This is a genomic window from Frigoribacterium sp. CFBP 8766 (assembly GCF_014841435.1).
In the GTDB taxonomy this organism is placed as follows: domain Bacteria; phylum Actinomycetota; class Actinomycetes; order Actinomycetales; family Microbacteriaceae; genus Frigoribacterium.
Genome location: NZ_JACYTX010000002.1, coordinates 613,723 through 633,974, shown reverse-complemented (window position 1 = coordinate 633,974; position 20,252 = coordinate 613,723). Strand labels below are relative to the sequence as shown.

The following is a 20,252-nucleotide window of genomic DNA, read 5'->3' as shown; positions in this document are numbered from 1 at the left end:
GGCCTCCGTCACCAGGGCAGCAGGCTCTCCTGCACGTGACGCGCGACGCCCCCCGGCACCCCGGCCTCGTCGGCGAAGCCGCGCCAGCCGGCGACCGCGTCGTGCACCTCCGCCACGATGTCCGACGCGCCGGGCACGAGGTGGCGGTCTGCCAGGCGCATCACGTCCGCCTCGGCGGGGTCGCGCCACACGCCGTCGACCCCCATCAGGTGCTGATACGTGAACCGGCCCGTCGGGTTGTGCGCGAACGTCACGTCGTACGCGGGCGCCAGCTCCCACGGCGACGTCGCCGACCGGAGCAGGAACGACGTGTTCTTCGTGTGGTCGTCGTTGTTCGCCGCCAGCACGTTGAACACCATGCGCCGGAACGCCTGCGGCAGCGCCTCCCGCCCGACGACACGGGTCGCCACGTCGAACAGCTGCCCGTAGTCGTGGACCTGCCGCTGACGGAAGTCGAGGTGCGCCGTGCCGCAGAGGGTCACCGTGTGCGCCTTGCCCGACGGCAGCCGGTCGAAGCGCCGGGTCATGAAGTGGGCCCTGTCGCCCTCCTCGAGCAGCCGGCACTCGGCCATGTCGATGCCGGCCGCCCCCGCCATCGCCGAGTACGCCAGCTCCACCCTGCCCGACGAGTCGCCCTGCCCGAGCTCCGAGTCGGCGCCCATGCCGTCGAGCTTCAGCAGCCAGTGCTCGAACCCCTCGGGAGCCGGCAGCTGGCCGGACCGGACCTCGCCGGTCTCGCGGTCCCACGCGACCACGGCCTTGGCCCGGGCCCCTCCCGCCGACGTCCCCACCTGGATGAGGGAGCGGACCGCCGACTCGTTCTCCCGGTCGTCCGAGAACTCGGCATCGAGGACGCTCCGCGCACCCGCGACCAGGTCGCTCAGCTCGACCGCGCTCGCGGTCCGGTGACGCGGCCCCCGGGACGGCCGGAACTCGAGGGCGCCCATCGCCCGGTCCGCCATGTAGGCCAGCCGGTCGAGCGGCGTCGCCGCCCCCCGCCCGACGCCCTGCCGCGCCAGCCACGCGTCGATCACGGCGTTCCCGAAGTCGTCGGGCAGCGCGTCCGCCAGCAACGCGGGGAGGCGGTGGAACGTCGCCTCCGGCAGCTGCGGGAACACGTGACGGCGCCGACGGACCGGCATGGTCAGCGGGGCGAGCTCGACGCCCCGCGCCGCCCACTCGGGGTAGTACTCGAACACGTACGCACCGAGCGCGGGGTCGAGGGCGACCGCGCCGACCCGCTCGCCCCAGGCCGTGACCTCGACCGCCTGGACCGGCACCCAGCTCACGACCCGCTGCTCCCGCGCGGTGCCCGTGGCCGGTACACGCGACGACGCGGGGCCGGGTCGGCCGACCGGAGGACGTCGATGGGGCTCACGGCGCTCGCCGGGGCCAGGGCGTCGAGGGCGTCCTCGGCGCCGAGGGCCCGCAGCACGCGCACCAGGGTCGAGAGGGTGCTCCCACGGCCGTTCTCGAGCGACTGGAGGGTGCTGGTCGAGAGGTCGGCCCGGCGTGCCAACGAGATCTGGTCGAGCCCGGCGTCGAGTCGCGACGCCCGCACCTGGCTGCCGATCCGGGCCTCCCACTCGTCCGTGGACCGCACGGGGGGATCGGGGAAGGGCTGATCCATCATGGTCCTCCTGTACGTGGATTTCCGATCATAAGAGCCATATCGCGTCCTGACAACCGGATTTCCCGTCATAGCAGGACCGCAACTTCTCGCGACGGCTCAGGGCGTCCGGGCGGTGACGACCCCTGCCTCCGTCAGCTGGTCCCAGAGGCCGGCGCCGTCCGGCGCGGACACCCAGGCGACATCGGTGCCCTGGGCGTGCTCCGACCGGGACCGCCCTCCGGCCAGCACGGCCTCGCTCGGCGACAGCTCGCGGATGGCCACCGCGGCCACGTTCTCGGGGTGGTCGTGCAGGAACCGGCCGTAGAGCTCCTCGTCGTGCTGCCCGTCGTCGCCGACGAGCAGCCACCGCACCTGGGGGAACTCCTCCGCCAGCCGGTCGAGCGAGCCCTGCTTGTGGAGTCGACCGCTCCGGAAGAAACGGTCGTGCGTGGGACCCCAGTCCGTGAGCAGCAGGGGGCCGCTGGGGTAGAGGTTCCGCGAGAGGAACCGCGAGAGCGTGGGCGCGACGTTCCAGGCGCCCGTCGACAGGTAGACGACCGGGCAGCCTCCCGACGAGGCGTGCAGCCGTTCGTACAGGACGGCCATGCCGGGCACCGGCCGCCGAGCGTGCTCGTTGAGGACGAAGGTGTTCCACGCCGCGAGCAGGGGCCTCGGCAACGACGTCACCATGACCGTGTCGTCGATGTCCGAGACGATGCCGAAGCGCGCGTCGGGGTCGATCACCGCGACCGGCGCCTCCACCGGGAGGGAGCCCTCGGTCGTGATCGTCACGACGTGCCAGCCCGGCGCCAGGTCGGACTCGAGCCGCACGTCGAGGACGCCGCCGCGATCCGTGGTCACCGTCTGCGTCCGTCCGCCGATGGTCACCTCGACGACCGCGTGCTCGACCGGCACGCTCGTGAAGCTGCGCCAGCCGCGGACGTTCGCGCGGTCGGCGCCGTCGAGGGTGCCGGTCCGCGTGAGCAGCACGCGCGACAGGACGCGGACCCACCCGCTCGAGCCGTAGCCCGTGTACGGCACGATCGTCGGACGCAGGCCGCGCTTGCGGGCCCGCTTCTCGCGGAACCGGTGCACGGAGTTCTCGATGCGCGCCGCCCGGTGCAGGAGGGGCTCGACAGCGGCCGGGGCCGGCTTTCGGATGTCGGGCATCCGGTCATCCTCGCACGGTCGACCGACCGTGCGCCCTCACGGCCTCACACGGGCAGCAGCAAGGAGGGGGAGTCGTTCGCGACCGAGCCGACGTCGGGGGAGACCTCGTGCACGACGAGCCGAGCGGCGATCTCGTCGGACAGCCCCGCGACGCCCTGCAGCAGGTCGTCGCCGCCCTCGGCCTCCGGGTCGAGCCAGTCGTCCATGACGTCGGCGCCGACGAGCACGGGCATCCGGTCGTGGACGGCCGCGAGCGGACCCGAGGAGGCGCGGGTCAGCACGGTCGTGGAGAGCAGCCACCGAGACGGCGACCCCACCTCGGCCCCCGGGTCGCGCCACCACTCGTACAGCGCCGCGAACAGGAGGACCTCGTCGTCGGGGAGCCGCACGGCGACGGGACGCTTGCCCCCGTCGGGCAGCGCCTGCCACTCGTACCAGCCCGTCGCCGGCACGAGGGCCCGCCGCGAGGCCAGGGCCTCGCGGAACATCGGCTTCTCGGCGGCCGTCTCGGAGCGCGCGTTGAACACCGGGGGGCCGGCCGGACCGTCGGAGCCGGCCGGGACGAGGCCCCACCGAGCGGCGGCGAGGCGGCGCACGGGAGGCCCGCCCGCGTCGTCCCCGCGGGGCGCCGCGTCGATCAGCACCGTCACCGGGCGGGTCGGAGCGATGTTCCAGGAAGGGTCTGGGAGACTGTCGCCCGAGACGTCGACGTCGAACAAGGGCACCAGGTCGCTCGAGGCACGCGCCATCACGAATCGTCCGCACATGCGCACCATTCTCCCGGCTGCGACCGACATCGGTCGACGAGGTCGCCCTGACGCCCCCTCAGGACCCTGACCCGCCGGTCACGGACCGCACCGCACGCACCACGTCGCCCCGGCGACGCCGCACGAAGGAGAACCCCTTGCTCGTCACCGACGTCCACGACGCACTGCCCGGGGGTTCGTCGCTGCTCAGGAACGAGCCCGTGCAGGCTCGCAGCTCCGCACGGCTCACCGGCCTCCTCGACGCCGCCGCCGCGATCATCGACGAGATCGGCTACGAGCGCCTGACGACGGCGATGGTCGCCGAGCGGGCCGGCGCCTCCATCGGCACGGTCTACCGGTACTTCCCCGACCGCATCGCGGTCGTCGACGCCCTCGCCCTGCGCTGCGTGCAGCGCTTGACGAACCGGGTGGCCGACACCCTCGACGCCGACGGGGCGGCCGACTGGCGCGGCGCCGTCGACATCGTGATCGACTCCAAGGTCGAGCTCTACCGGAACGAACCCGGCTTCCGGGCCATCCGCTTCAGCGACGCTCCCGACGCGGGCTCGCCGCAGGCCACCTCCTCGCTGAGCCCCTTCGCCGAGGCCGTGCTCGGGATGTTCGAGCAGCGCTTCGGCGTCGTCCGCGACGCCGACTCCGAGCTCGCCGTGCAGGTCGTGGTCGAGATCGGCGTCTCGCTCCTGGCGCGGGCGTTCCTCGCCGGCGGCGACGGCGACGCGCGCTTCGTGGACGAGTGCCGTCGCGTGTCGAAGTCCTACCTCGAGGCGCACCTCACCCTCGCCTGACGCGTCGCAGGGGCCCGCACGGTCCGTTCAGCGAAACGGACGAGGCGGGGACGGCCCTCATCCGTCGTCGTGTGGTTCAGTGTCGGGACTGGCAAGTGTCGATTCGTGCTGCCCACGAGGAATGAGCCACCCATGATCGAGTTCACCTCGGTGACCAAGCAGTACCCCGACGGCACCCTCGCCGTCGACGACTTCAGCCTCGTCATCCCGTCCCGTCAGACGACGGTCTTCGTCGGGTCGAGCGGCTGCGGCAAGACCACCATCCTCAGGATGATCAACCGGATGGTCGACCCGTCCAGCGGGTCGATCGAGATCGACGGCGACGAGATCGGCGGCCTCGAGCCCGTGGGCCTCCGCCGCAGCATCGGCTACGTGATGCAGAACTCGGGGCTGCTGCCGCACCGCCGGGTCGTCGACAACATCGCGACCGTCCCGGTGCTCAAGGGCGTCTCCAAGAAGGAGGCGCGGAGCCGGGCCCTGGACCTGATGGACACGGTCGGCCTCGACCGCTCGCTCGCCGACCGCTGGCCGAGCCAGCTCAGCGGCGGCCAGCAGCAGCGCGTCGGCGTGGCCCGGGGCCTCGCCGTCGACCCGAACATCCTCCTGATGGACGAGCCCTTCGGCGCCGTCGACCCGCTCGTCCGGGCCGACCTGCAGCGTGAGCTCGTCCGGCTGCAGCGCGACCTCGACAAGACGGTCGTGTTCGTCACGCACGACATCGACGAGGCCTTCCTGCTGGGCGACCAGGTCGTCATCCTCGAGAAGGGCGGCAAGATCGCCCAGAAGGGCTCGCCCGCCGAGATCCTCTCCGACCCGGCCAGCGACTTCGTGGCCGACTTCGTCGGCTCGAACCGGGGAAAGCGGGCCCTGCACATCGAGCAGACCGCCACCGGCCAGGTCGTCGTCGACGACGAGGGCCGCACGACCGGCGTGCTGACGGCACCCGGCACCGTGCCGCGCGCGAGACCGGCGACCCCGAGCGAGGCCGGAGCCGTCCAGGCTCCGGGTGCCCCGGCGCAGGGTGGGCACGCGTCGTGAACTGGATCTGGTCGAACGCCGACTACATCTGGGACAAGACGCTGGTGCACCTCGCCCTCAGCGTGCCTCCGGTCGTCCTCGCCTTCGTCATCTCGCTGCCGATCGGCTGGCTCGCGAACCGCTACCGCGTGTCCCGCGGCATCCTCACGGTCGCCGGCCTGTTCTACGCCATCCCGTCGCTGCCCCTGTTCGTCGCCCTGCCCGCCCTCGTCGGCACGTCGCTCCGCAGCCCCGTCAACATCGTGATCGGGCTGACGCTCTACGGGGTCGCGCTGATGGTCCGCTCGGTCGCCGACGCCCTGGGCGCCGTCGAGGTCGACGTGCGCCAGTCGGCGACGGCCGTGGGCTACTCGAGCTGGCAGCGCTTCTGGCGCGTCGAGTTCCCCCTCGCGGGCCCCGTCATGCTCGCCGGCCTCCGGGTCGTGGTCGTCAGCACGGTCAGCCTCGCCACCGTCGGCGGCGTGCTGGGCGTCAACGGCCTCGGGCTGCTCTTCATCGACGGCTTCCAGCGGGACATCCCCGAGGAGATCCTCGCGGGCATCGTCATCACCATCGTCATGGCGCTCGTGCTCGACGGGCTGCTCGTCCTCCTCGGCCGCGCGCTGATGCCGTGGAGCCGGCCCGGCAGGCCGCGCCGCGCCTCCTCGCGGCGGTCGTCGACCCGCTCCACCGAGACCGGCGCCTCCTCGCCCCAGTCGTCTCGTCGAGAGGCGGTGCGCTCGTGAACTTCTTCGCGGAGGCCTTCGCGTTCATCGGCGACGGCAGCAGCTGGGTCGGCCCGAACGGCATCCCCACCCGCCTCGGCGAGCACCTCTGGTACTCGGTCGTGGCGGTCGCCCTGGCGTCGATCGTCGCGATCCCCGTCGGCTTCGCCATCGGCCACACCGGTCGGGGGCGAGCGATCGCGGTCGCTGTGTCGGGGGGAGCCCGGGCGCTGCCCACCTTCGGCGTCATCACGCTCATCGCCGGCTGGGTCGGCATCGGCCTCACGGCCCCGATGATCGCGTTCGTGATCCTCGCGATCCCGTCGGTGCTCGCCGGTGCCTACGCGGGGTTCGAGGCCGTCGGCCGCTCCACCGTGGACGCCGCCCGTGCCGTCGGCATGACCGAGTGGCAGATCGTCACGCGCGTCGAGGTGCCGCTCGGGCTGCCGCTGCTGATCGGCGGGATCCGCTCGGCGGTGCTCCAGGTCGTCGCGACCGCGACGCTCGCGACCATCGTCGGCTCCGGCGGCCTCGGCAGCTACATCATCACCGGCCTGCGGGCCAACGACTACGGCACGATGCTGGCCGGCTCGATCCTCGTGATCGTCCTCGCCGTGGCCCTCGAGGTCGTCTTCTCCGTCGTCCAGCGACTCGTCGTCCCGGCCGGCGTCACCGCCGGGCGCCCCACCGACTCCCGCGCGCGCGTCGCCCGACGCGCCCCGGGCACCGCAACACCCCTCCAGGAAGGAACACAGTGAACAACACAGCGAAGAAAGGCCGGCTCACCGTTCTCGGCGCAGTCGCGATCGGGGCCGTGGTGGCCCTGGCAGGGTGCTCGTCGAGCGACCCTCTCAGCAGCGGCTCCGACGACACGGCGTCGTCCTCCGACGCCCTCGTGATCGGTTCGCAGCAGTACTACTCGAACAAGATCATCGCCGAGCTCTACGCCCAGGCGCTCGAGGACGGCGGCTACACGGTCGACCGTCAGTACGACATCGGCCAGCGCGAGGTGTACCTGCCCGAGCTCGAGGGCGGCAGCATCGACGTGTTCCCCGAGTACTCCGGCAACCTGCTCCAGTTCTACGACGCCGAGACGACGGCCAAGACGCCCGAGGAGGTGGAGTCGGCCCTCGCCGACGCGCTGCCCGACGGCCTCACCAGCCTCACCGCCGCCGAGGCGACGGACCAGGACAGCTACAACGTGACGAAGGAGTTCTCCGAGGAGAACGGCATCACGAGCCTGGCCGACCTCAAGGACTACTCCGGCTCGATCGCCCTCGGCGCCCCGCCCGAGAACGTCGACCGTCCCTACGGCCCTCCCGGCCTGAAGAGCATCTACGGCGTCGACGTCACCTCGACCCCGATCGACGACGGAGGCGGCCCGCTGACGGCCAAGGCGCTGTCGGACGGCAGCGTCCAGATCGCCGACCTCTACTCGGCCAGCCCGCTGATCGTCGAGAACGACTTCGTCACCCTCGACGACCCCGAGAACATGATCCTGCCGCAGAACGTGGTGCCGATCGTCTCGGACAAGGTCGACCAGGGCGCACAGGACATCATCGACGCGGTCGACGCGGCGCTGACCTCGGCCGACCTGCAGGAGATGAACTCGAAGAGCCAGACCGACAAGGAGTCCGAGGGCACCATCGCCAAGGACTTCCTCGAGAGCAAGGGGCTCGTCGGCTGACCAGCGACGAGCAGAGGAGGGGCCGGCACGCACGTGCCGGCCCCTCCGTCGTCAGACGGCGTCGTCGTCCGGGTGCGCCATGTGCTTCTCCTCGCGCCGGTGCACGAGCCGCTTGACGAGCAGCACCACCACGGCGAAGGCGACCACGATGCCGACGAAGACGTAGCCGGCGCCGTGCAGCCGGTCGGCGAGCTCGCGGTAGCTGCCGGCGGCGGCCGCGCCCACCGACACGTACGCCGTCGCCCAGAGGAGGCAGGCCGGCGTCGTCCAGGCCAGGAAGGTGCGGTAGCGCATCGGGCTCGTGCCCACGGTCAGGGGGATGAGCGAGTGCAGCACGGGCAGGAAGCGCGACACGAAGACGGCGATGCCGCCGCGTCGGGCGAGGTAGTTCTCGGCCCTGACCCAGTTGTGCTCGCCGAGGCGCCGGCCGAGACGGCTGCGCCGGATCGCCGGGCCGAAGTGCCGCCCGAGCGCGAAGCCGATGCTCTCGCCGGTGAGGGCGCCGAGCACGAGGGCGACGACGAGCGAGACGAACTCGACCGGGCCGACCACCGCGGTCGCGGAGACCACGGCCACGGTGTCCCCGGGCACGAGCAGCCCGAGCAGCACGCTCGTCTCCAGGACCATCGCGAGCCCGGCGAGCAGGGTCCGGAGGAGCGGGTCGACCGACTGCACGAGGTCGAGGAGTCCTGTCAGCACGTCGTCCACCCGGCCGATCCTATTCACCGCCGGCCGGGAGCCCCCTGGTCCCGCAGGTCGTGAGTCCCCTCGTCTCCCAGGCCGGTCAGGACCTCGCCGGGAGGGGGCGGCGCAGGGCGTCGAGACGGGCCTGCCACGTGGCGAGCCGCCCCGGCTGCTCCGCCGGAGAAGGGCCGTCGACCCACCCTGAGACGATGCGGACGCCGTGCAGCGCGCTGAGCGACCAGATCTCGGCGCCGTCGAGCTCCGCCGGCGCCGTCCGGTCGTGCAGCACGTCGACGCCGAGCACGGCCGCGAGGGTGAGCACGGTGCGCGAGGTCACCCCGGGCAGGCGGGGCAGGTCGTCGGCCGGCGTGCAGAGGGAGTCGCCGCGCCACCAGACCAGTGAGCTCCACGCGCCCTCGACGACGTGGCCCTCGGGGGAGAGGATCACCGCCTCCTCCGCTCCCCGAGAAGCGGCCTCCGTTCGCAGGTCGCCGAGGGCGGCCAGGTCGGGGCCCTTGACGAGGGGCGACGTGCGGGGGTCGTGGGCCGCGGTCGCCACCCGCACCGATCTCGTGCGGTCCGGAGCGGTCCGCAGTCGAGCGCGCAGCTCAGGTGCCCCGGCGGCGGCGCCGCGGACCAGCTCGACGCGGGGGAACCAGGCGCCGTCCCGCGGCAGGCGGTCGACGACCGCGCCCCAGAAGGCCTCGGCGTCGTCGTCGGCGACCAGGCCCGTTGCCGCCACGGACGACGTGAAGCGGTCGCGGTGCACGTCGAGGGCGCGGACGGCGCCGTCGAGCACGAGCCACGAGTCGGCGACGAGCACGTCGGGGGTCGACGCCGTGGGCGGGTCCGCCGTGGAGGCCGTCGGTCCCGTCGACTCCGCGGGCGACGACGCGAGCTCGCCCCCGCGCCACAGGAGGGTCTCGCCGGGGCTCATACACTCAGGGTATGCGTCTCCCGGTCCACCGTCGTCCGCTCTCGTGGCGCGACCCGGAGGCCGTCGTGCTCGCCCTCGCCCGCAGCGGGGACGTCGTCTGGACCGACGCGGGCCGCGGTGCCTCGTCGGGGCGCTCGGTCGTCGCCTGGGGCCCCGCGCTGACGGCGACGGGCCCCGACGACCTGGCCGTCGCGTGGAGCGAGCTCCGGGCCGTCCTCGCCGATGCCCGAGGCGACGCCGATCCGCTCGGACCCGCCGGCTGGCTCGGCTACGGCGTCGGGACCTGGCTCCTCGACCGGGACGCGACCGTCGGCGTGGGCCGGGGCGCGCCTCCCTCGGTCACGGCCGGGCTCGCGCTCGACCCCGACGTCCCCGCCGACCTCGCGCTGCTGCTGACCGACCACGCGCTGGTCTTCGACCACGGTGACAGGACGGTGGAGGCGGTGGTCCTGGGCGACGACCGCTGGCTGTCGGCCGTCGCAGCGGCCTGGCCCGACGTCCCCGAGGGCGACCCCGGGCACCCGTCCGAGCCCACGGCGCCGTCACGCCCCGTCGTGCGTCAGCACGACGACGACGCCTACCTCGCGCTCGTCGAGCGCTGCCAGCAGGCCATCACGGCGGGAGACGCCTACGTGCTCTGCCTCACGACGACGACCACGGTCGAGGGCGACGTGGACGACCTGGCCGTGTACCGGAGGCTGCGCCGGTCCTCTCCGGCCCCGCACGCCTGCTTCGTCCGGATCGGGGCCACGTCGGTGCTCGGGGCGTCGCCCGAGTCGTTCCTCCGGGTCGACGCGGACGGGGCGGTCTCGTCGGCCCCGATCAAGGGGACCCGCCCGCGGTCGGCGGACGCGGCGCTCGACGCCCGCGCCGCCGCCGAGCTCGGCGCCGACGAGAAGGAGCTCGCCGAGAACCTGATGATCGTCGACCTCGTGCGCAACGACCTCACCCGCGTCGCGGCGCCCGGCACCGTCGCGGTGGCCGAGCTGTTCGCCGTGCGGTCCTACCGCCACGTGCACCAGCTGGTGAGCACGGTCACGGCCGTCCTGGCTCCGGGGCTCACCGCCCTCGACGTCGTGGAGACGGCCTTCCCCGCCGGCTCGATGACCGGCGCGCCGAAGCGCCGGGCCGTGCAGCTCCTCGCGGCGTGGGAGGGGCGGCCTCGCGGCGTCTACTCGGGCGTCGTGGGGCACCTCGGCCTGGACGGCTCCGCCTCGCTCGCCATGGCCATCCGGTCGATCGTCGTCGAGCGCGCGACGTCGCGACGGCCCGGCCGCGCGAGCGTCGGCGCCGGGGGAGGCATCACCGCGTCGTCGGTGCCGTCCGTCGAGCTCGAGGAGGTGCGGCTGAAGTCGGCCGCCCTGCTGCGCGCCCTCGACGCGGTCGCGGAGGGCGACTCCTCGGCTCCCGCACTGCCGACGCGTCCCGTGCCCTGACGAGACGGTCTGCCCGCTACCCTGGACGACGGACCGCCCCGCGCGTGCGCCCCTCAGGGCGCCCTCGGGCCGTCCGCCTCCCCACCGCAGCGATTGAGAGTCCCGTGGCCCACGAGCACGACACGACACCGTCCGCCGACCAGGCGTCCACCACCCCGGCGTCCGAGACCCCGGCCCCCGCCGAGGGCGAGACGGAGCGCGCCTACGACCCCGCCCGCCTGCAGCACAAGTGGCAGGCGATCTGGGAGGAGGCGAAGCCCTTCGCCGTCGACCCGGACGACGTGCGGCCGCGCAAGTACATCCTCGACATGTTCCCGTACCCGTCGGGCGACCTGCACATGGGGCACGCCGAGCAGTACGCGCTCGGCGACATGGTCACGCGCTACTGGCGCCAGCAGGGCTTCAACGTGCTGCACCCGATCGGCTGGGACAGCTTCGGCCTGCCCGCCGAGAACGCCGCCATCAAGCGCGGGGTCGACCCCCGCGAGTGGACCTACGCGAACATCGAGCAGCAGAAGCAGAGCATGAAGCTCTACGCGCCGTCGTTCGACTGGGACCGCGTGCTGCACACGAGCGACCCCGAGTACTACAAGTGGAACCAGTGGTTGTTCCTGCAGATGTACGACAAGGGCCTCGCCTACCGCAAGGACAGCTGGGTCAACTGGGACCCGGTCGACCAGACCGTGCTCGCGAACGAGCAGGTCCTCGCCGACGGCACGTCCGACCGCTCGGGCGCCGTCGTCGTCAAGAAGAAGCTGACGCAGTGGTACTTCAAGATCACCGACTACGCCGACCGCCTGCTCGACGACCTCAACCAGCTCGAGGGCCACTGGCCGACCAAGGTGCTGAACATGCAGCGCAACTGGATCGGCCGGTCGATCGGTGCCGACGTGCACTTCGAGATCGAGGGCAGGGAGGAGCGGGTCACGGTCTTCACGACCCGTCCCGACACGCTCTGGGGCGCCACCTTCATGGTCGTCGCGCCCGACTCCGACCTCGCGGCCGAGCTCGTCGCCGACGCGACCGACGACGTGAAGGAGACCTTCGCCTCCTACCTGGTCGAGGTGCAGAAGGCGACCGAGATCGAGCGCCAGTCGAGCGAGCGTCCGAAGACCGGCGTGCCCCTCGGGCGCGTCGCGGTGAACCCGGTCACGGGCGACCCGATGCCCGTCTGGGCCGCGGACTACGTGCTCGCCGACTACGGCCACGGCGCCGTCATGGCCGTGCCCGCGCACGACCAGCGCGACCTCGACTTCGCCCGCAAGTACGACCTGCCGGTCCGCGTCGTCGTCGACACCAACGCGCCCGTCACGGGCGTCATCCCCAAGCTGCAGCTGGACGAGGACGGCCAGGCGATCCTGCCCGACGACCTGCCCGACCTCGACCCGGCGTCGACCGGCGTCGCCCTGACCGGCGAGGGTCGGCTGATGAACTCGGGGCCGCTCACCGGCCTGAGCAAGTCGAACGCGATCAAGCGCGTGGTCGAGCTGCTCGAGCAGTCGGGTTCCGGCAAGGCCGCGAAGACCTACCGCCTCCGCGACTGGCTGATCTCGCGTCAGCGCTTCTGGGGCACGCCCATCCCGATCGTCCACGGCGCCGACGGCGTCGAGGTGCCCGTGCCCGTCGACCAGCTGCCCGTGCTGCTGCCGTCGACCGAGGGCCTCGACCTGAAGCCCAAGGGCAGCTCGCCCCTGGGCGCCGCGACCGACTGGGTGAACGTGCCCGACCCGCGCGACGGCTCGCCCGCGCGCCGCGACGCCGACACGATGGACACCTTCGTCGACAGCTCGTGGTACTTCCTGCGGTTCCTCGACCCGACCGATTCTGAGAGGGCGTTCGACCCGGCCCAGGCGAGCAAGTGGGCCCCCGTCGACCAGTACGTGGGCGGTGTCGAGCACGCGATCCTCCACCTGCTCTACGCGCGCTTCATCACCAAGGTGCTCTTCGACCTCGGCCACGTCGACTTCACCGAGCCGTTCAGCGCGCTGCTGAACCAGGGCATGGTGCTGCAGGACGGCGCGAAGATGAGCAAGAGCAAGGGCAACGTCGTCAGCCTGTCCGACGAGATCGCGAAGCACGGCGTCGACGCGATCCGCCTGACGATGGCGTTCGCCGGCCCGCCCGAGGACGACATCGACTGGGCCGACGTCTCGCCGGCCGGGTCCGCGAAGTTCCTCGCCCGGGCGTTCCGGCTGGCGACCGACGTCGACAGCCCGCGCGACGTGGTGTGGGCCGAGGGCGACCAGGCGCTGCGGCGGGTCACCCACCGGTTCCTCGCCGAGGCCCCCGGGCTCAGCGAGGCGTTCAAGTACAACGTCGTCGTCGCCCGCCTGATGGAGCTCGTCAACGCCGTCCGGAAGACGATCGACAGCGGCGCCGGCGCCGCCGACCCCGCGGTCCGCGAGGCGACGGAGACGGTCGCCCTCGGGCTCTCGCTCTTCGCGCCCTACACCGCGTCGGAGATGTGGGAGCTGCTCGGCTACGACGGCGTCGGCGTCGCCCACTTCGGCTGGCGCCGGGCCGACCCGACCCTGCTCGTCGAGACCAGCGTCACGGCCGTCGTGCAGGTGAACGGCAAGGTCCGCGACCGTCTCGAGGTCTCGCCCAAGATCGGGTCCGACGAGCTCGAGGCCCTGGCCCGCGACTCCGCCGCGGTGCAGCGCGCGGTCGGCGACAAGCAGATCGTGAACGTCGTCGTGCGGGCGCCGCGCCTCGTCGCCATCGCGGTGAAGTAGCCGACTCGCTCCTCCCCGTCGCCGACCGGCCGTCCTGGTTCCCCAGGGCGGCCGTCGTCGTCTGCGGGTGCTGTGCCGCTCCTCCTACGGTCGGGGGATGGTCGTCGACTTCCGCTCCGCGCCCGATCCGGCGGCCCCCCGTGGGCCGCGCTGGCGCCTCGGCGTCGGGGCCGTGGTCGTGCTCGTCCTGGCGGTGCTCGCGGTCACCGTCGCGATCTCGGCGGCGGCGACCCGAGGAGGCGCGGGCGAGACCGCGATCACGTCGCGACCGACGCCCGCCGACGCTCCGTCCGGGGCGGCCGACTCGTCGGGGGCGCCCGGGGCACCCGGCTCGCCCGTCTTCGTGCACGTGCACGGCAGGGTCGCGCTGCCGGGTCTCTACGAGCTCGCCTCGGGGGCACGCGTCGTCGACGTCGTCGCGGCCGCGGGGGGCTTCGCCGACGACGCCGAGCAGGGGGCGGTCAACCTGGCCCGGCCCCTCGTCGACGGCGAGCAGCTGTACGTGCCGGCGGTGGGAGAGACGGCCGCGGCCGGGCCCGGCAGCGGGGCCGGCGCGGGCGCGGGGGCGGGTGCGGGCTCCGCGGTGGGCGGCGGCGCGTCCGGGCCGGGGGCAGCTCTCGTCGACCTCAACTCGGCCGACGCCGCCGCGCTCGAGACGCTCCCCGGGGTAGGGCCCGCGACCTCGGCGGCGATCCTCGAGTGGCGGCGGCAGAACGGCGCGTTCCGGTCGGTGGACGACCTGCTGGGCGTCAGCGGCATCGGGGAGAAGACCCTCGCCAAGCTCAGCCCCCTGGTCACCGTGTGAGGGCGGCGACGCAGGTCGACGTGCGCTGGGCGGCGCCGGCGGGCTCGTCGTGGGCCGTGCTCGTCGCGGTCCTGCCGAGGCCCGACCTGCACGTCGTGGTGAGCGTCCTGCTCCTCCTCGTCGGGGCTGCGGCCTTGCTCGTCGCCGTCGGGGCCGGACGACGGGATCGACGCGCCCGGCCCTCGGCGTCGGGCGCGCCGTCGCCGTCGGCGTGGGCGTCAGGCGGGCAGCCGACCTCGGGGTCGACGGGGTCCCGCGCCGTCCCCGCTGCCGCACTGGTCGCGCTCGTGGCCCTCGTCGCGGGACTGGTGCTGGCGGGTGCGGCCGCACGGCAGCACGTGCGCTACCCGGAGGAGCTCGTCGCCCTGTCGGGCCACTCCGCCGAGCTGCACGGCACGGCGACGGGCCGGGTGGCGGCGGGCACACGAGCCGTGCAGGTGACGGTGCGCGAGGTCGTCGTGGCCGACGTGGTCGTGTGGCGCGGCCGGGCGTCGTTCCTCCTCCTCGGGCCGCGGGTCGTGGAGGGGGCGACGGTCGAGGTGGGGCAGGAGGTGTCCGCCCGCGTCTCGGTCCTCCCGGTCGAGCCGGGCGACGACGTCGCCTTCGTCGCGGCCGTGCGCGGCCAGGTCGTCCCCGGGGCGCCGCCGTCCGGGGCGGCGGGCCTCGCCGACTCGGTGCGCTCCGACTTCCGCGACGTGACTTCGGAGCTGCCGGGCGACGGCGGCAGCCTCCTTCCCGGGCTCGCCGTCGGCGACACGTCCGCCGTCGACGACGAGCTCGACGAGGCCATGAAGGCGTCCTCGCTGTCGCACCTGACCGCCGTCTCCGGGTCGAACTGCGCCGTCCTCGTCGCCCTCGTCGTGCTCGTGGGCGGGGCCCTGGGAGCACCGCGGCTGGCGCGCCTCCTGCTCGCGGCGGTCCTGCTCCTCGCGTTCCTCGCGCTCGTCACCCCCGAGCCCAGCATCGTCCGCGCCTCGGTCATGGCCCTGGTCGTGCTCGGCCACCTCGCGGCGGGTCGGCCCGTGTCGGGACTGCCCGTCGTCTCGCTGGCGGTCTCGGGCCTGCTCCTCGTCGACCCCTGGCTGGCCCGCGACCTCGGCTTCGCCCTGTCGGTGCTCGCCACGGCGGGTCTCGTGCTGCTCGCGGCGCCCCTCGCCGACGCGCTAGCCCGTTTCCTGCCGCGCCCGGTGGCGGCCGTGCTGGCCGTGCCCGTCGCCGCGCAGCTCGCGTGCCAGCCGGTGCTGCTGCTCCTCGACCCCCGGGTGGCCGTGCACGGCGTCGTCGCGAACGTGCTGGCCGAGCCCGCGGCACCCCTGGCGACCGTGGGCGGCCTCGTCGTGTGCGTCACCGCCTCCTGGGCGCCGGACTTCGCCGAGCTCGTCGCCCGGGCCGCGTGGGTGCCGGCCACGTGGATCGGCGCGGTGGCCCGCTCCGTGGCGTCCTGGCCGTTCGCCCGGGTGGAGTGGCTCGGCGGGCCGAGGGGCGTCGTGCTCCTGGCGGCACTGACCGTCCTCGTCGCCGGGGCGGTGCTCGCCCGGTCGGGCGGGCGGCTGCGGCGGGTCGTCGTCGTCCTGCTCACGGGTGCGCTCGTGGTGGGCGCGGGCGCGGTCGTGGGCGTCCGCACGGGGGAGCGCAGCGCCGTCCCTGCCGACTGGGCGATCGCGCAGTGCGACGTCGGGCAGGGCGACGCGGTCCTCGTCCGGAGCGCCGGCCAGGTGGCCCTCGTCGACGTGGGCGACGACGAGGCCGCGCTCGGCGGCTGCCTCCGCCGGTTCGGGGTCGACCGGATCGACCTCCTCGTGCTCACGCACTTCGACGCGGACCACGTCGGAGCCGTCGACGTGGTCACGGGTCGAGTCGGCCGTGCCCTGGTCGGGCCGACCGCGAGCCCCGACGACGAGCGTGTCGTCGACGACCTGGCCGGCGGCGGTGCGGAGGTCGTCGGGGTCGCGGCCGGCGTGGGGGGAGTCCTCGGCGAGCTCGGCTGGTCCGTGCTCTGGCCGGTCCGGGCGGACGCGGCGGGCAACGACGCGAGCGTCGTCACCCTGTGGCGGCCCCTGCCCGGCTGCCGGACGGGCTGCCTGTCGCTCCTCGACCTCGGCGACCTCGGCGAGGCCCCGCAGCGCCGCCTCCTCTCGTCGTCGGGCGAGGCCCTCTCGGGCGTCGACGTCGTGAAGGTGTCCCACCACGGATCCGCCGACCAGCACGCGGGTCTCTACGCGGCCGCCCGGGCCTCGGTCGGGCTCGTCGGGGTCGGTGCCGACAACGGCTACGGGCACCCGCGACGAGAGGCTCTCGACATGGTCGAGGAGGCGGGCGCCGAGGTCACGAGGACCGATCTCGACGGCGACGCCGCGGTCGTCGTCGACGACGTGGGCGACGTGCGGCTCTGGCGCCGACACGCCGTCGCGGCCCACGCGCCGTCCGCCGACCCGTCGGCCGCGGGGGCCTCGGGGGCCTGGGCACCGGCGGCGTCGGGGGAGGCCGTTACGCTGGGAGCCGGACGCCCGAGGCGTCCTCGACCGAGGAGGACCGTGGCCGCGAGAACCACCGGCAAGACGACGAAGAAGGCGAGCGTCGCCGTCGACCAGGTCCCCTGGCACGCGATCCGCCCCGCGCCGGTCGTCCTCGTGAGCGGGCCCGAGCAGTTCCTCGCCGAGCGTGCCGTCCGGCAGCTCCGCGACCAGCTCGTCGCCGAGGACCCGAGCCTCGAGGTCCACGACCTCGAGGCCGACCACTACCAGCCCGGCGAGCTCATCACGCTCGCGAGCCCGTCCCTGTTCGCCGAGCCGCGCCTCCTGCGCGTGGTGTCGGTCGAGAAGTGCACCGATGCGTTCCTCACCGAGACGCTCCGGTACCTCGAGTCGCCGGCCGACGACACCTACCTCGTGCTGCGGCACGGCGGGGGCGTGCGCGGCAAGAAGCTGCTCGACACGATCCGCGCGGGCGTCGGCGGCGGCGTCGAGGTCGTCTGTGCCGAGCTCAAGAAGGACACGGAGAAGCACGACTTCGCCGCGGGCGAGTTCCGGTCGGCGCGTCGACGTGTGTCGAGCGGCGCACTCCGCGCGCTCGTGACGGCGTTCTCCGACGACCTCGCCGAGCTCGCCAGCGCCTGCCAGCAGCTGATCTCCGACGCGGCGGACGAGATCACGGAGGCGACGGTCGAGAAGTACTACGCCGGCAGGGTCGAGACGAACGCCTTCAAGGTCGCGGACGCAGCGATCGCGGGGCGCCAGGGCGAGGCGCTCGTGCTCCTGCGGCACGCCCTCTCGTCGGGTGCCGACCCGGTCCCCGTCGTGGCGGCCTTCGCGATGAAGATCCGCACCATGGCGAAGGTGCAGGGCGTCTACGGCCCGTCCGGCCAGCTCGCGTCGCGCCTCGGCATGGCGCCGTGGCAGGTCGAGCGGGCCCAGCGCGACGTCCGTGGCTGGAGCGAGGACGGCCTGGGCCGGTGCATCGAGCTGCTCGCCGAGACGGACGCCGCGGTCAAGGGCGCGCAGCGCGACGCGATCTACGCGCTCGAGCGGATGGTCACGACCGTGGCGACGCGGGGTGCCGTCGGGCGCTGACCGGCTGCCCGGCTCGCGGGTCCGTCTTCCTGACGTCCTCGGGGAACGCGAAGGGCCCCGTCTCGGTCGAGACGGGGCCCTTCGCGGCGAGCGCGATGCGCTCAGGGAGTCAGGCTCAGAGAGCGCCGACCTGCTTCGCGATCGACGACTTGCGGTTCGCGGCCTGGTTCTTGTGGATGACGCCCTTGCTGGCGGCCTTGTCGAGCTTCTTCGAGGCGAGGGCCAGGGACGCGGTCGCCTTGTCCTTGTCACCGGCGACGATGGCCTCGCGCGCGGCGCGGACGGCGGTCTTCAGCTCGCTCTTGACGGCCTTGTTGCGGTCCTGGGCCTTCTTGTTGGTGCCGATGCGCTTGATCTGCGACTTGATGTTCGCCACGTTCGCTACTTCCTGTTTCGTGTGTCGGGGCTGTCGGCACCAGGATGCGGCGCCGTGCCCGGGGGACGGTTCTGTGAGGTGGTGCTGCGAGCCGACCGGGAGGAGACGCGCTCTCCCCGGACTGCCGCCGGTGGTGCCACCGGAGCGGCTCTCGGCTGCGTTCGCGATCCGTCACGTCAGACGTTCCGCGCAAGCCAACAGGCAACGTTACCAGCACGTCGCCCGACTCTCAATGATAGGGCGTCCCCGAGGGGCGGTGGTGACCCGGCGGGAGGGCGTGTCGCCCGTAGTACGGTGCCGTCATGCCGTCGCTCGCCCCGCACATCGCGTCCGTCCCCGCCTCCGGGATCCGCAGGGTCTTCGAGCTCGCCGCCGGCCTGGACGACGTCGCGATGCTGGTCATCGGCGAGCCCGACGTGCCCGTGCCGCACCACGTCGGCGACGCGGCCCGCCGCGCCTGGTCGGAGGACCGCACCGGCTACACGCCGAACGGCGGCATCGCGCCCCTCCGCGAGGCCCTCGTGGCGAAGCTGGCGCGCGAGAACGACCTGCACGTCGACGTGGAGCAGGTCTGGGTCACGGTCGGGGCCACCCAGGCGCTCCACCAGGCCATGGGGCTCGTCCTCTCGTCGGGCGACGAGGTGCTCGTGCCCGACCCCGGCTACACGACGTTCTCGATGAACGCGCACATGCTCGACGCCGTCCCCGTGCCGTACGCGCTCTCGCCCGGCCACGGCTTCCTGCCCGACCTCGACCAGCTGGAGGCGGCCGTCACGGACCGCACCCGAGCGGTCGTCGTCAACTCGCCGTCCAACCCCCTCGGGGTGGTCTGGCCGCGCGAGGTGCTGCAGGGGCTGCTCGACCTGGCCGCCCGACACGACCTCTGGGTGATCAGCGACGAGGTCTACGAGTACTTCACCTACGGGACGCCGCACGTGAGCATCGCCTCCCTCGACGCCGACGACCGCGTCTTCAGCGCGTTCTCCCTGAGCAAGACCTACGCCATGACCGGCGTGCGCGTCGGCTACCTGGTGACGCCGCGTGGCCTCGCCCCGACGATGCGGACGGTCCAGGAGGCGATGATCAGCTGCGTCGCCGAGCCCGACCAGCACGCGGCCCTCGCCGCCGTCACCGGCGACCACGGGCCGGTGTCCGAGGCCCGGGAGCACTACCGCCAGAACCTCGAGCTCGCCACGGCGCTGCTCGCGGAGCGCGGCATCGCCCACCTCGACCCGCAGGGCGCCTTCTACCTCTGGATCGACGTGAGCCACGCGTCGCAGGGCGACGTCGCCGGCTGGGCCGAGCGCTTCCTGCTCGAGCGACGGGTCGCCGTCGCGCCGGGCAGCGCCTTCGGCCGGTCCGGCGAGGGCTGGATCCGCATCTGCCTGGCCGCGGCTCCCGAGGTGATCGAGCGCGGGCTCCGGGCCCTCCCCGCACCCGGCGCCTGACGGGGACGCCCCCGCCTCGATCCGGGGGTCTGCCCCCTTCAGGCGGGCTGCGCCTCCTTCGTAGGCTCGAGGCATGACGAACACCGCACCGACCACCCCGACCGTCGCCGCGCCCACCGCGGCCCCTGCGGCCCCTGTCGCCCCCGCGGCGGCCGGCGGCCTGCACTCGCCGCTGAGCCTCACGAGCCTCGTGCTCGGGATCGCGTCGGTGGCGCTGAGCTTCACCTTCGTCGTGCCGATCGTCGGCGTCGTCCTGGGCGTCCTCGGTCGCCGACGCGAGCCCGAGGGCCGCACGTTGGCGCTGATCGGCATCATCTCGTCGGGGGTGATGCTGCTCGGCAGCGTGGTCCTCCTCGTGGTCGGCCTGCTCGCCGCGGTGCCGATCGGACTGCTCGGCCTGTTCCAGTACTTCGGCTGACGCCTGCTCGTCAGCTGACGCCTGCTCTGTGGGTCCGCGCCCGTGTCGGCAACTCCTGACGGGTGCGCCGGGAGCCGCCGG

General features: G+C 73.5%; 18 protein-coding genes and 1 pseudogene. 12 read left to right on the top strand and 7 right to left on the bottom strand.

The genetic code is table 11. The features are described 5' to 3' along the window. Window positions 1-8: 8 nt before the first annotated feature. From IFT90_RS08760 to IFT90_RS08745, 4 genes are all read right to left on the bottom strand, one after another. Window positions 9-1,289: a type II toxin-antitoxin system HipA family toxin gene (locus IFT90_RS08760; RefSeq protein WP_192041850.1), complete on the bottom strand. Its 1,281-nt coding sequence runs from the start codon at window positions 1,287-1,289 to the stop codon at window positions 9-11. Next, window positions 1,286-1,633: a helix-turn-helix domain-containing protein gene (locus tag IFT90_RS08755; protein ID WP_192041849.1), complete on the bottom strand. Its 348-nt coding sequence runs from the start codon at window positions 1,631-1,633 to the stop codon at window positions 1,286-1,288. Before IFT90_RS08755 ends, IFT90_RS08760 begins: the two co-directional genes overlap by 4 nt. A 96-nt stretch (window positions 1,634-1,729) precedes the next feature. Then, window positions 1,730-2,782: an App1 family protein gene (locus IFT90_RS08750; RefSeq protein ID WP_192041848.1), complete on the bottom strand. Its 1,053-nt coding sequence runs from the start codon at window positions 2,780-2,782 to the stop codon at window positions 1,730-1,732. A 44-nt stretch (window positions 2,783-2,826) separates the two neighbouring features. Then, window positions 2,827-3,549 carry an SOS response-associated peptidase gene (locus tag IFT90_RS08745; RefSeq protein ID WP_192041847.1) on the bottom strand — a complete coding sequence of 241 codons (723 nt, stop codon included), beginning with the start codon at window positions 3,547-3,549 and terminating at the stop codon, window positions 2,827-2,829. 137 nt (window positions 3,550-3,686) lie between these two features. Between IFT90_RS08745 and IFT90_RS08740 the strand changes: the two genes are divergently transcribed. The 5 genes from IFT90_RS08740 (at window position 3,687) to IFT90_RS08720 (ending at window position 7,763) form a co-directional block, all read left to right on the top strand. Then, window positions 3,687-4,334, top strand: a complete 648-nt coding sequence (locus IFT90_RS08740; RefSeq protein ID WP_123546190.1) for a TetR/AcrR family transcriptional regulator — start codon at window positions 3,687-3,689, stop codon at window positions 4,332-4,334. A 132-nt stretch (window positions 4,335-4,466) separates the two neighbouring features. Further along, window positions 4,467-5,372 (top strand): ABC transporter ATP-binding protein, encoded by a 906-nt coding sequence (locus tag IFT90_RS08735; protein WP_192041846.1) that lies wholly within the window; start codon window positions 4,467-4,469, stop codon window positions 5,370-5,372. After that, window positions 5,369-6,097: an ABC transporter permease subunit gene (locus tag IFT90_RS08730; RefSeq protein WP_192041845.1), complete on the top strand. Its 729-nt coding sequence runs from the start codon at window positions 5,369-5,371 to the stop codon at window positions 6,095-6,097. Before IFT90_RS08735 ends, IFT90_RS08730 begins: the two co-directional genes overlap by 4 nt. Beyond that, window positions 6,094-6,834, top strand: a complete 741-nt coding sequence (locus IFT90_RS08725) for an ABC transporter permease subunit (protein WP_192041844.1) — start codon at window positions 6,094-6,096, stop codon at window positions 6,832-6,834. The genes IFT90_RS08730 and IFT90_RS08725 overlap by 4 nt, the downstream gene beginning before the upstream one ends. Further along, window positions 6,831-7,763 (top strand): ABC transporter substrate-binding protein, encoded by a 933-nt coding sequence (locus IFT90_RS08720; RefSeq protein ID WP_192041843.1) that lies wholly within the window; start codon window positions 6,831-6,833, stop codon window positions 7,761-7,763. The genes IFT90_RS08725 and IFT90_RS08720 overlap by 4 nt, the downstream gene beginning before the upstream one ends. 51 nt (window positions 7,764-7,814) lie before the next feature. Here IFT90_RS08720 and IFT90_RS08715 read toward each other — a convergent pair whose 3' ends face one another. Both IFT90_RS08715 and IFT90_RS08710 read right to left on the bottom strand, forming a co-directional pair. Continuing rightward, on the bottom strand, window positions 7,815-8,471 hold the full coding sequence (locus tag IFT90_RS08715) for a VTT domain-containing protein (RefSeq protein ID WP_192041842.1): 657 nt from the start codon (window positions 8,469-8,471) through the stop codon (window positions 7,815-7,817). 76 nt (window positions 8,472-8,547) lie between these two features. Continuing rightward, window positions 8,548-9,384, bottom strand: a complete 837-nt coding sequence (locus IFT90_RS08710; RefSeq protein WP_192041841.1) for an aminotransferase class IV — start codon at window positions 9,382-9,384, stop codon at window positions 8,548-8,550. A gap of 11 nt (window positions 9,385-9,395) precedes the next feature. On the opposite strand from IFT90_RS08710, the gene IFT90_RS08705 reads away from it, so the two are divergent. From IFT90_RS08705 to holA, 5 genes and pseudogenes are all read left to right on the top strand, one after another. After that, complete coding sequence (locus IFT90_RS08705; protein ID WP_192041840.1) at window positions 9,396-10,820, top strand: anthranilate synthase component I family protein; 1,425 nt, start codon at window positions 9,396-9,398, stop codon at window positions 10,818-10,820. Between the two features lie 104 nt (window positions 10,821-10,924). Beyond that, on the top strand, window positions 10,925-13,555 hold the full coding sequence (gene leuS / locus IFT90_RS08700; protein WP_371740901.1) for a leucine--tRNA ligase: 2,631 nt from the start codon (window positions 10,925-10,927) through the stop codon (window positions 13,553-13,555). Between the two features lie 97 nt (window positions 13,556-13,652). Next, complete coding sequence (locus tag IFT90_RS08695; protein ID WP_192041839.1) at window positions 13,653-14,360, top strand: helix-hairpin-helix domain-containing protein; 708 nt, start codon at window positions 13,653-13,655, stop codon at window positions 14,358-14,360. Further along, window positions 14,255-16,201 (top strand): annotated as a pseudogene (locus IFT90_RS17290) (ComEC/Rec2 family competence protein); the annotation flags it as partial. The gene IFT90_RS08695 and the pseudogene IFT90_RS17290, both read left to right, overlap by 106 nt. A 693-nt stretch (window positions 16,202-16,894) precedes the next feature. Continuing rightward, window positions 16,895-17,929 carry a DNA polymerase III subunit delta gene (gene holA / locus IFT90_RS16885; protein WP_243833404.1) on the top strand — a complete coding sequence of 345 codons (1,035 nt, stop codon included), beginning with the start codon at window positions 16,895-16,897 and terminating at the stop codon, window positions 17,927-17,929. 115 nt (window positions 17,930-18,044) lie between these two features. On the opposite strand, the gene rpsT is transcribed toward holA, so the two are convergent. Further along, a complete protein-coding gene (rpsT, locus tag IFT90_RS08685) occupies window positions 18,045-18,305 on the bottom strand; it encodes a 30S ribosomal protein S20 (protein WP_123546174.1) in 261 nt (86 codons plus the stop codon). A 302-nt stretch (window positions 18,306-18,607) separates the two neighbouring features. Here rpsT and IFT90_RS08680 point away from each other — a divergent pair, with 302 nt between their 5' ends. Further along, on the top strand, window positions 18,608-19,753 hold the full coding sequence (locus IFT90_RS08680) for a pyridoxal phosphate-dependent aminotransferase (RefSeq protein WP_133737626.1): 1,146 nt from the start codon (window positions 18,608-18,610) through the stop codon (window positions 19,751-19,753). A 73-nt stretch (window positions 19,754-19,826) separates the two neighbouring features. Beyond that, the gene (locus tag IFT90_RS08675; protein ID WP_192041837.1) at window positions 19,827-20,171 is read left to right on the top strand and encodes a DUF4190 domain-containing protein; all 345 of its coding nucleotides are present in this window, start codon (window positions 19,827-19,829) and stop codon (window positions 20,169-20,171) included. Window positions 20,172-20,252 lie beyond the last annotated feature (81 nt).

What these genes read in the sequence shown, in the direction of transcription:
- IFT90_RS08755 (WP_192041849.1), bottom strand. Translation starts at nt 1,633, where the DNA reads ATGATGGATCAGCCCTTCCCCGATCCCCCCGTGCGGTCCACGGACGAG.
- IFT90_RS08750 (WP_192041848.1), bottom strand. Translation starts at nt 2,782, where the DNA reads ATGCCCGACATCCGAAAGCCGGCCCCGGCCGCTGTCGAGCCCCTCCTG.
- IFT90_RS08745 (WP_192041847.1), bottom strand. Translation starts at nt 3,549, where the DNA reads ATGTGCGGACGATTCGTGATGGCGCGTGCCTCGAGCGACCTGGTGCCC.
- IFT90_RS08735 (WP_192041846.1), top strand. Translation starts at nt 4,467, where the DNA reads ATGATCGAGTTCACCTCGGTGACCAAGCAGTACCCCGACGGCACCCTC.
- IFT90_RS08710 (WP_192041841.1), bottom strand. Translation starts at nt 9,384, where the DNA reads ATGAGCCCCGGCGAGACCCTCCTGTGGCGCGGGGGCGAGCTCGCGTCG.
- IFT90_RS08705 (WP_192041840.1), top strand. Translation starts at nt 9,396, where the DNA reads ATGCGTCTCCCGGTCCACCGTCGTCCGCTCTCGTGGCGCGACCCGGAG.
- IFT90_RS08695 (WP_192041839.1), top strand. Translation starts at nt 13,653, where the DNA reads ATGGTCGTCGACTTCCGCTCCGCGCCCGATCCGGCGGCCCCCCGTGGG.
- IFT90_RS08680 (WP_133737626.1), top strand. Translation starts at nt 18,608, where the DNA reads ATGCCGTCGCTCGCCCCGCACATCGCGTCCGTCCCCGCCTCCGGGATC.
- IFT90_RS08675 (WP_192041837.1), top strand. Translation starts at nt 19,827, where the DNA reads ATGACGAACACCGCACCGACCACCCCGACCGTCGCCGCGCCCACCGCG.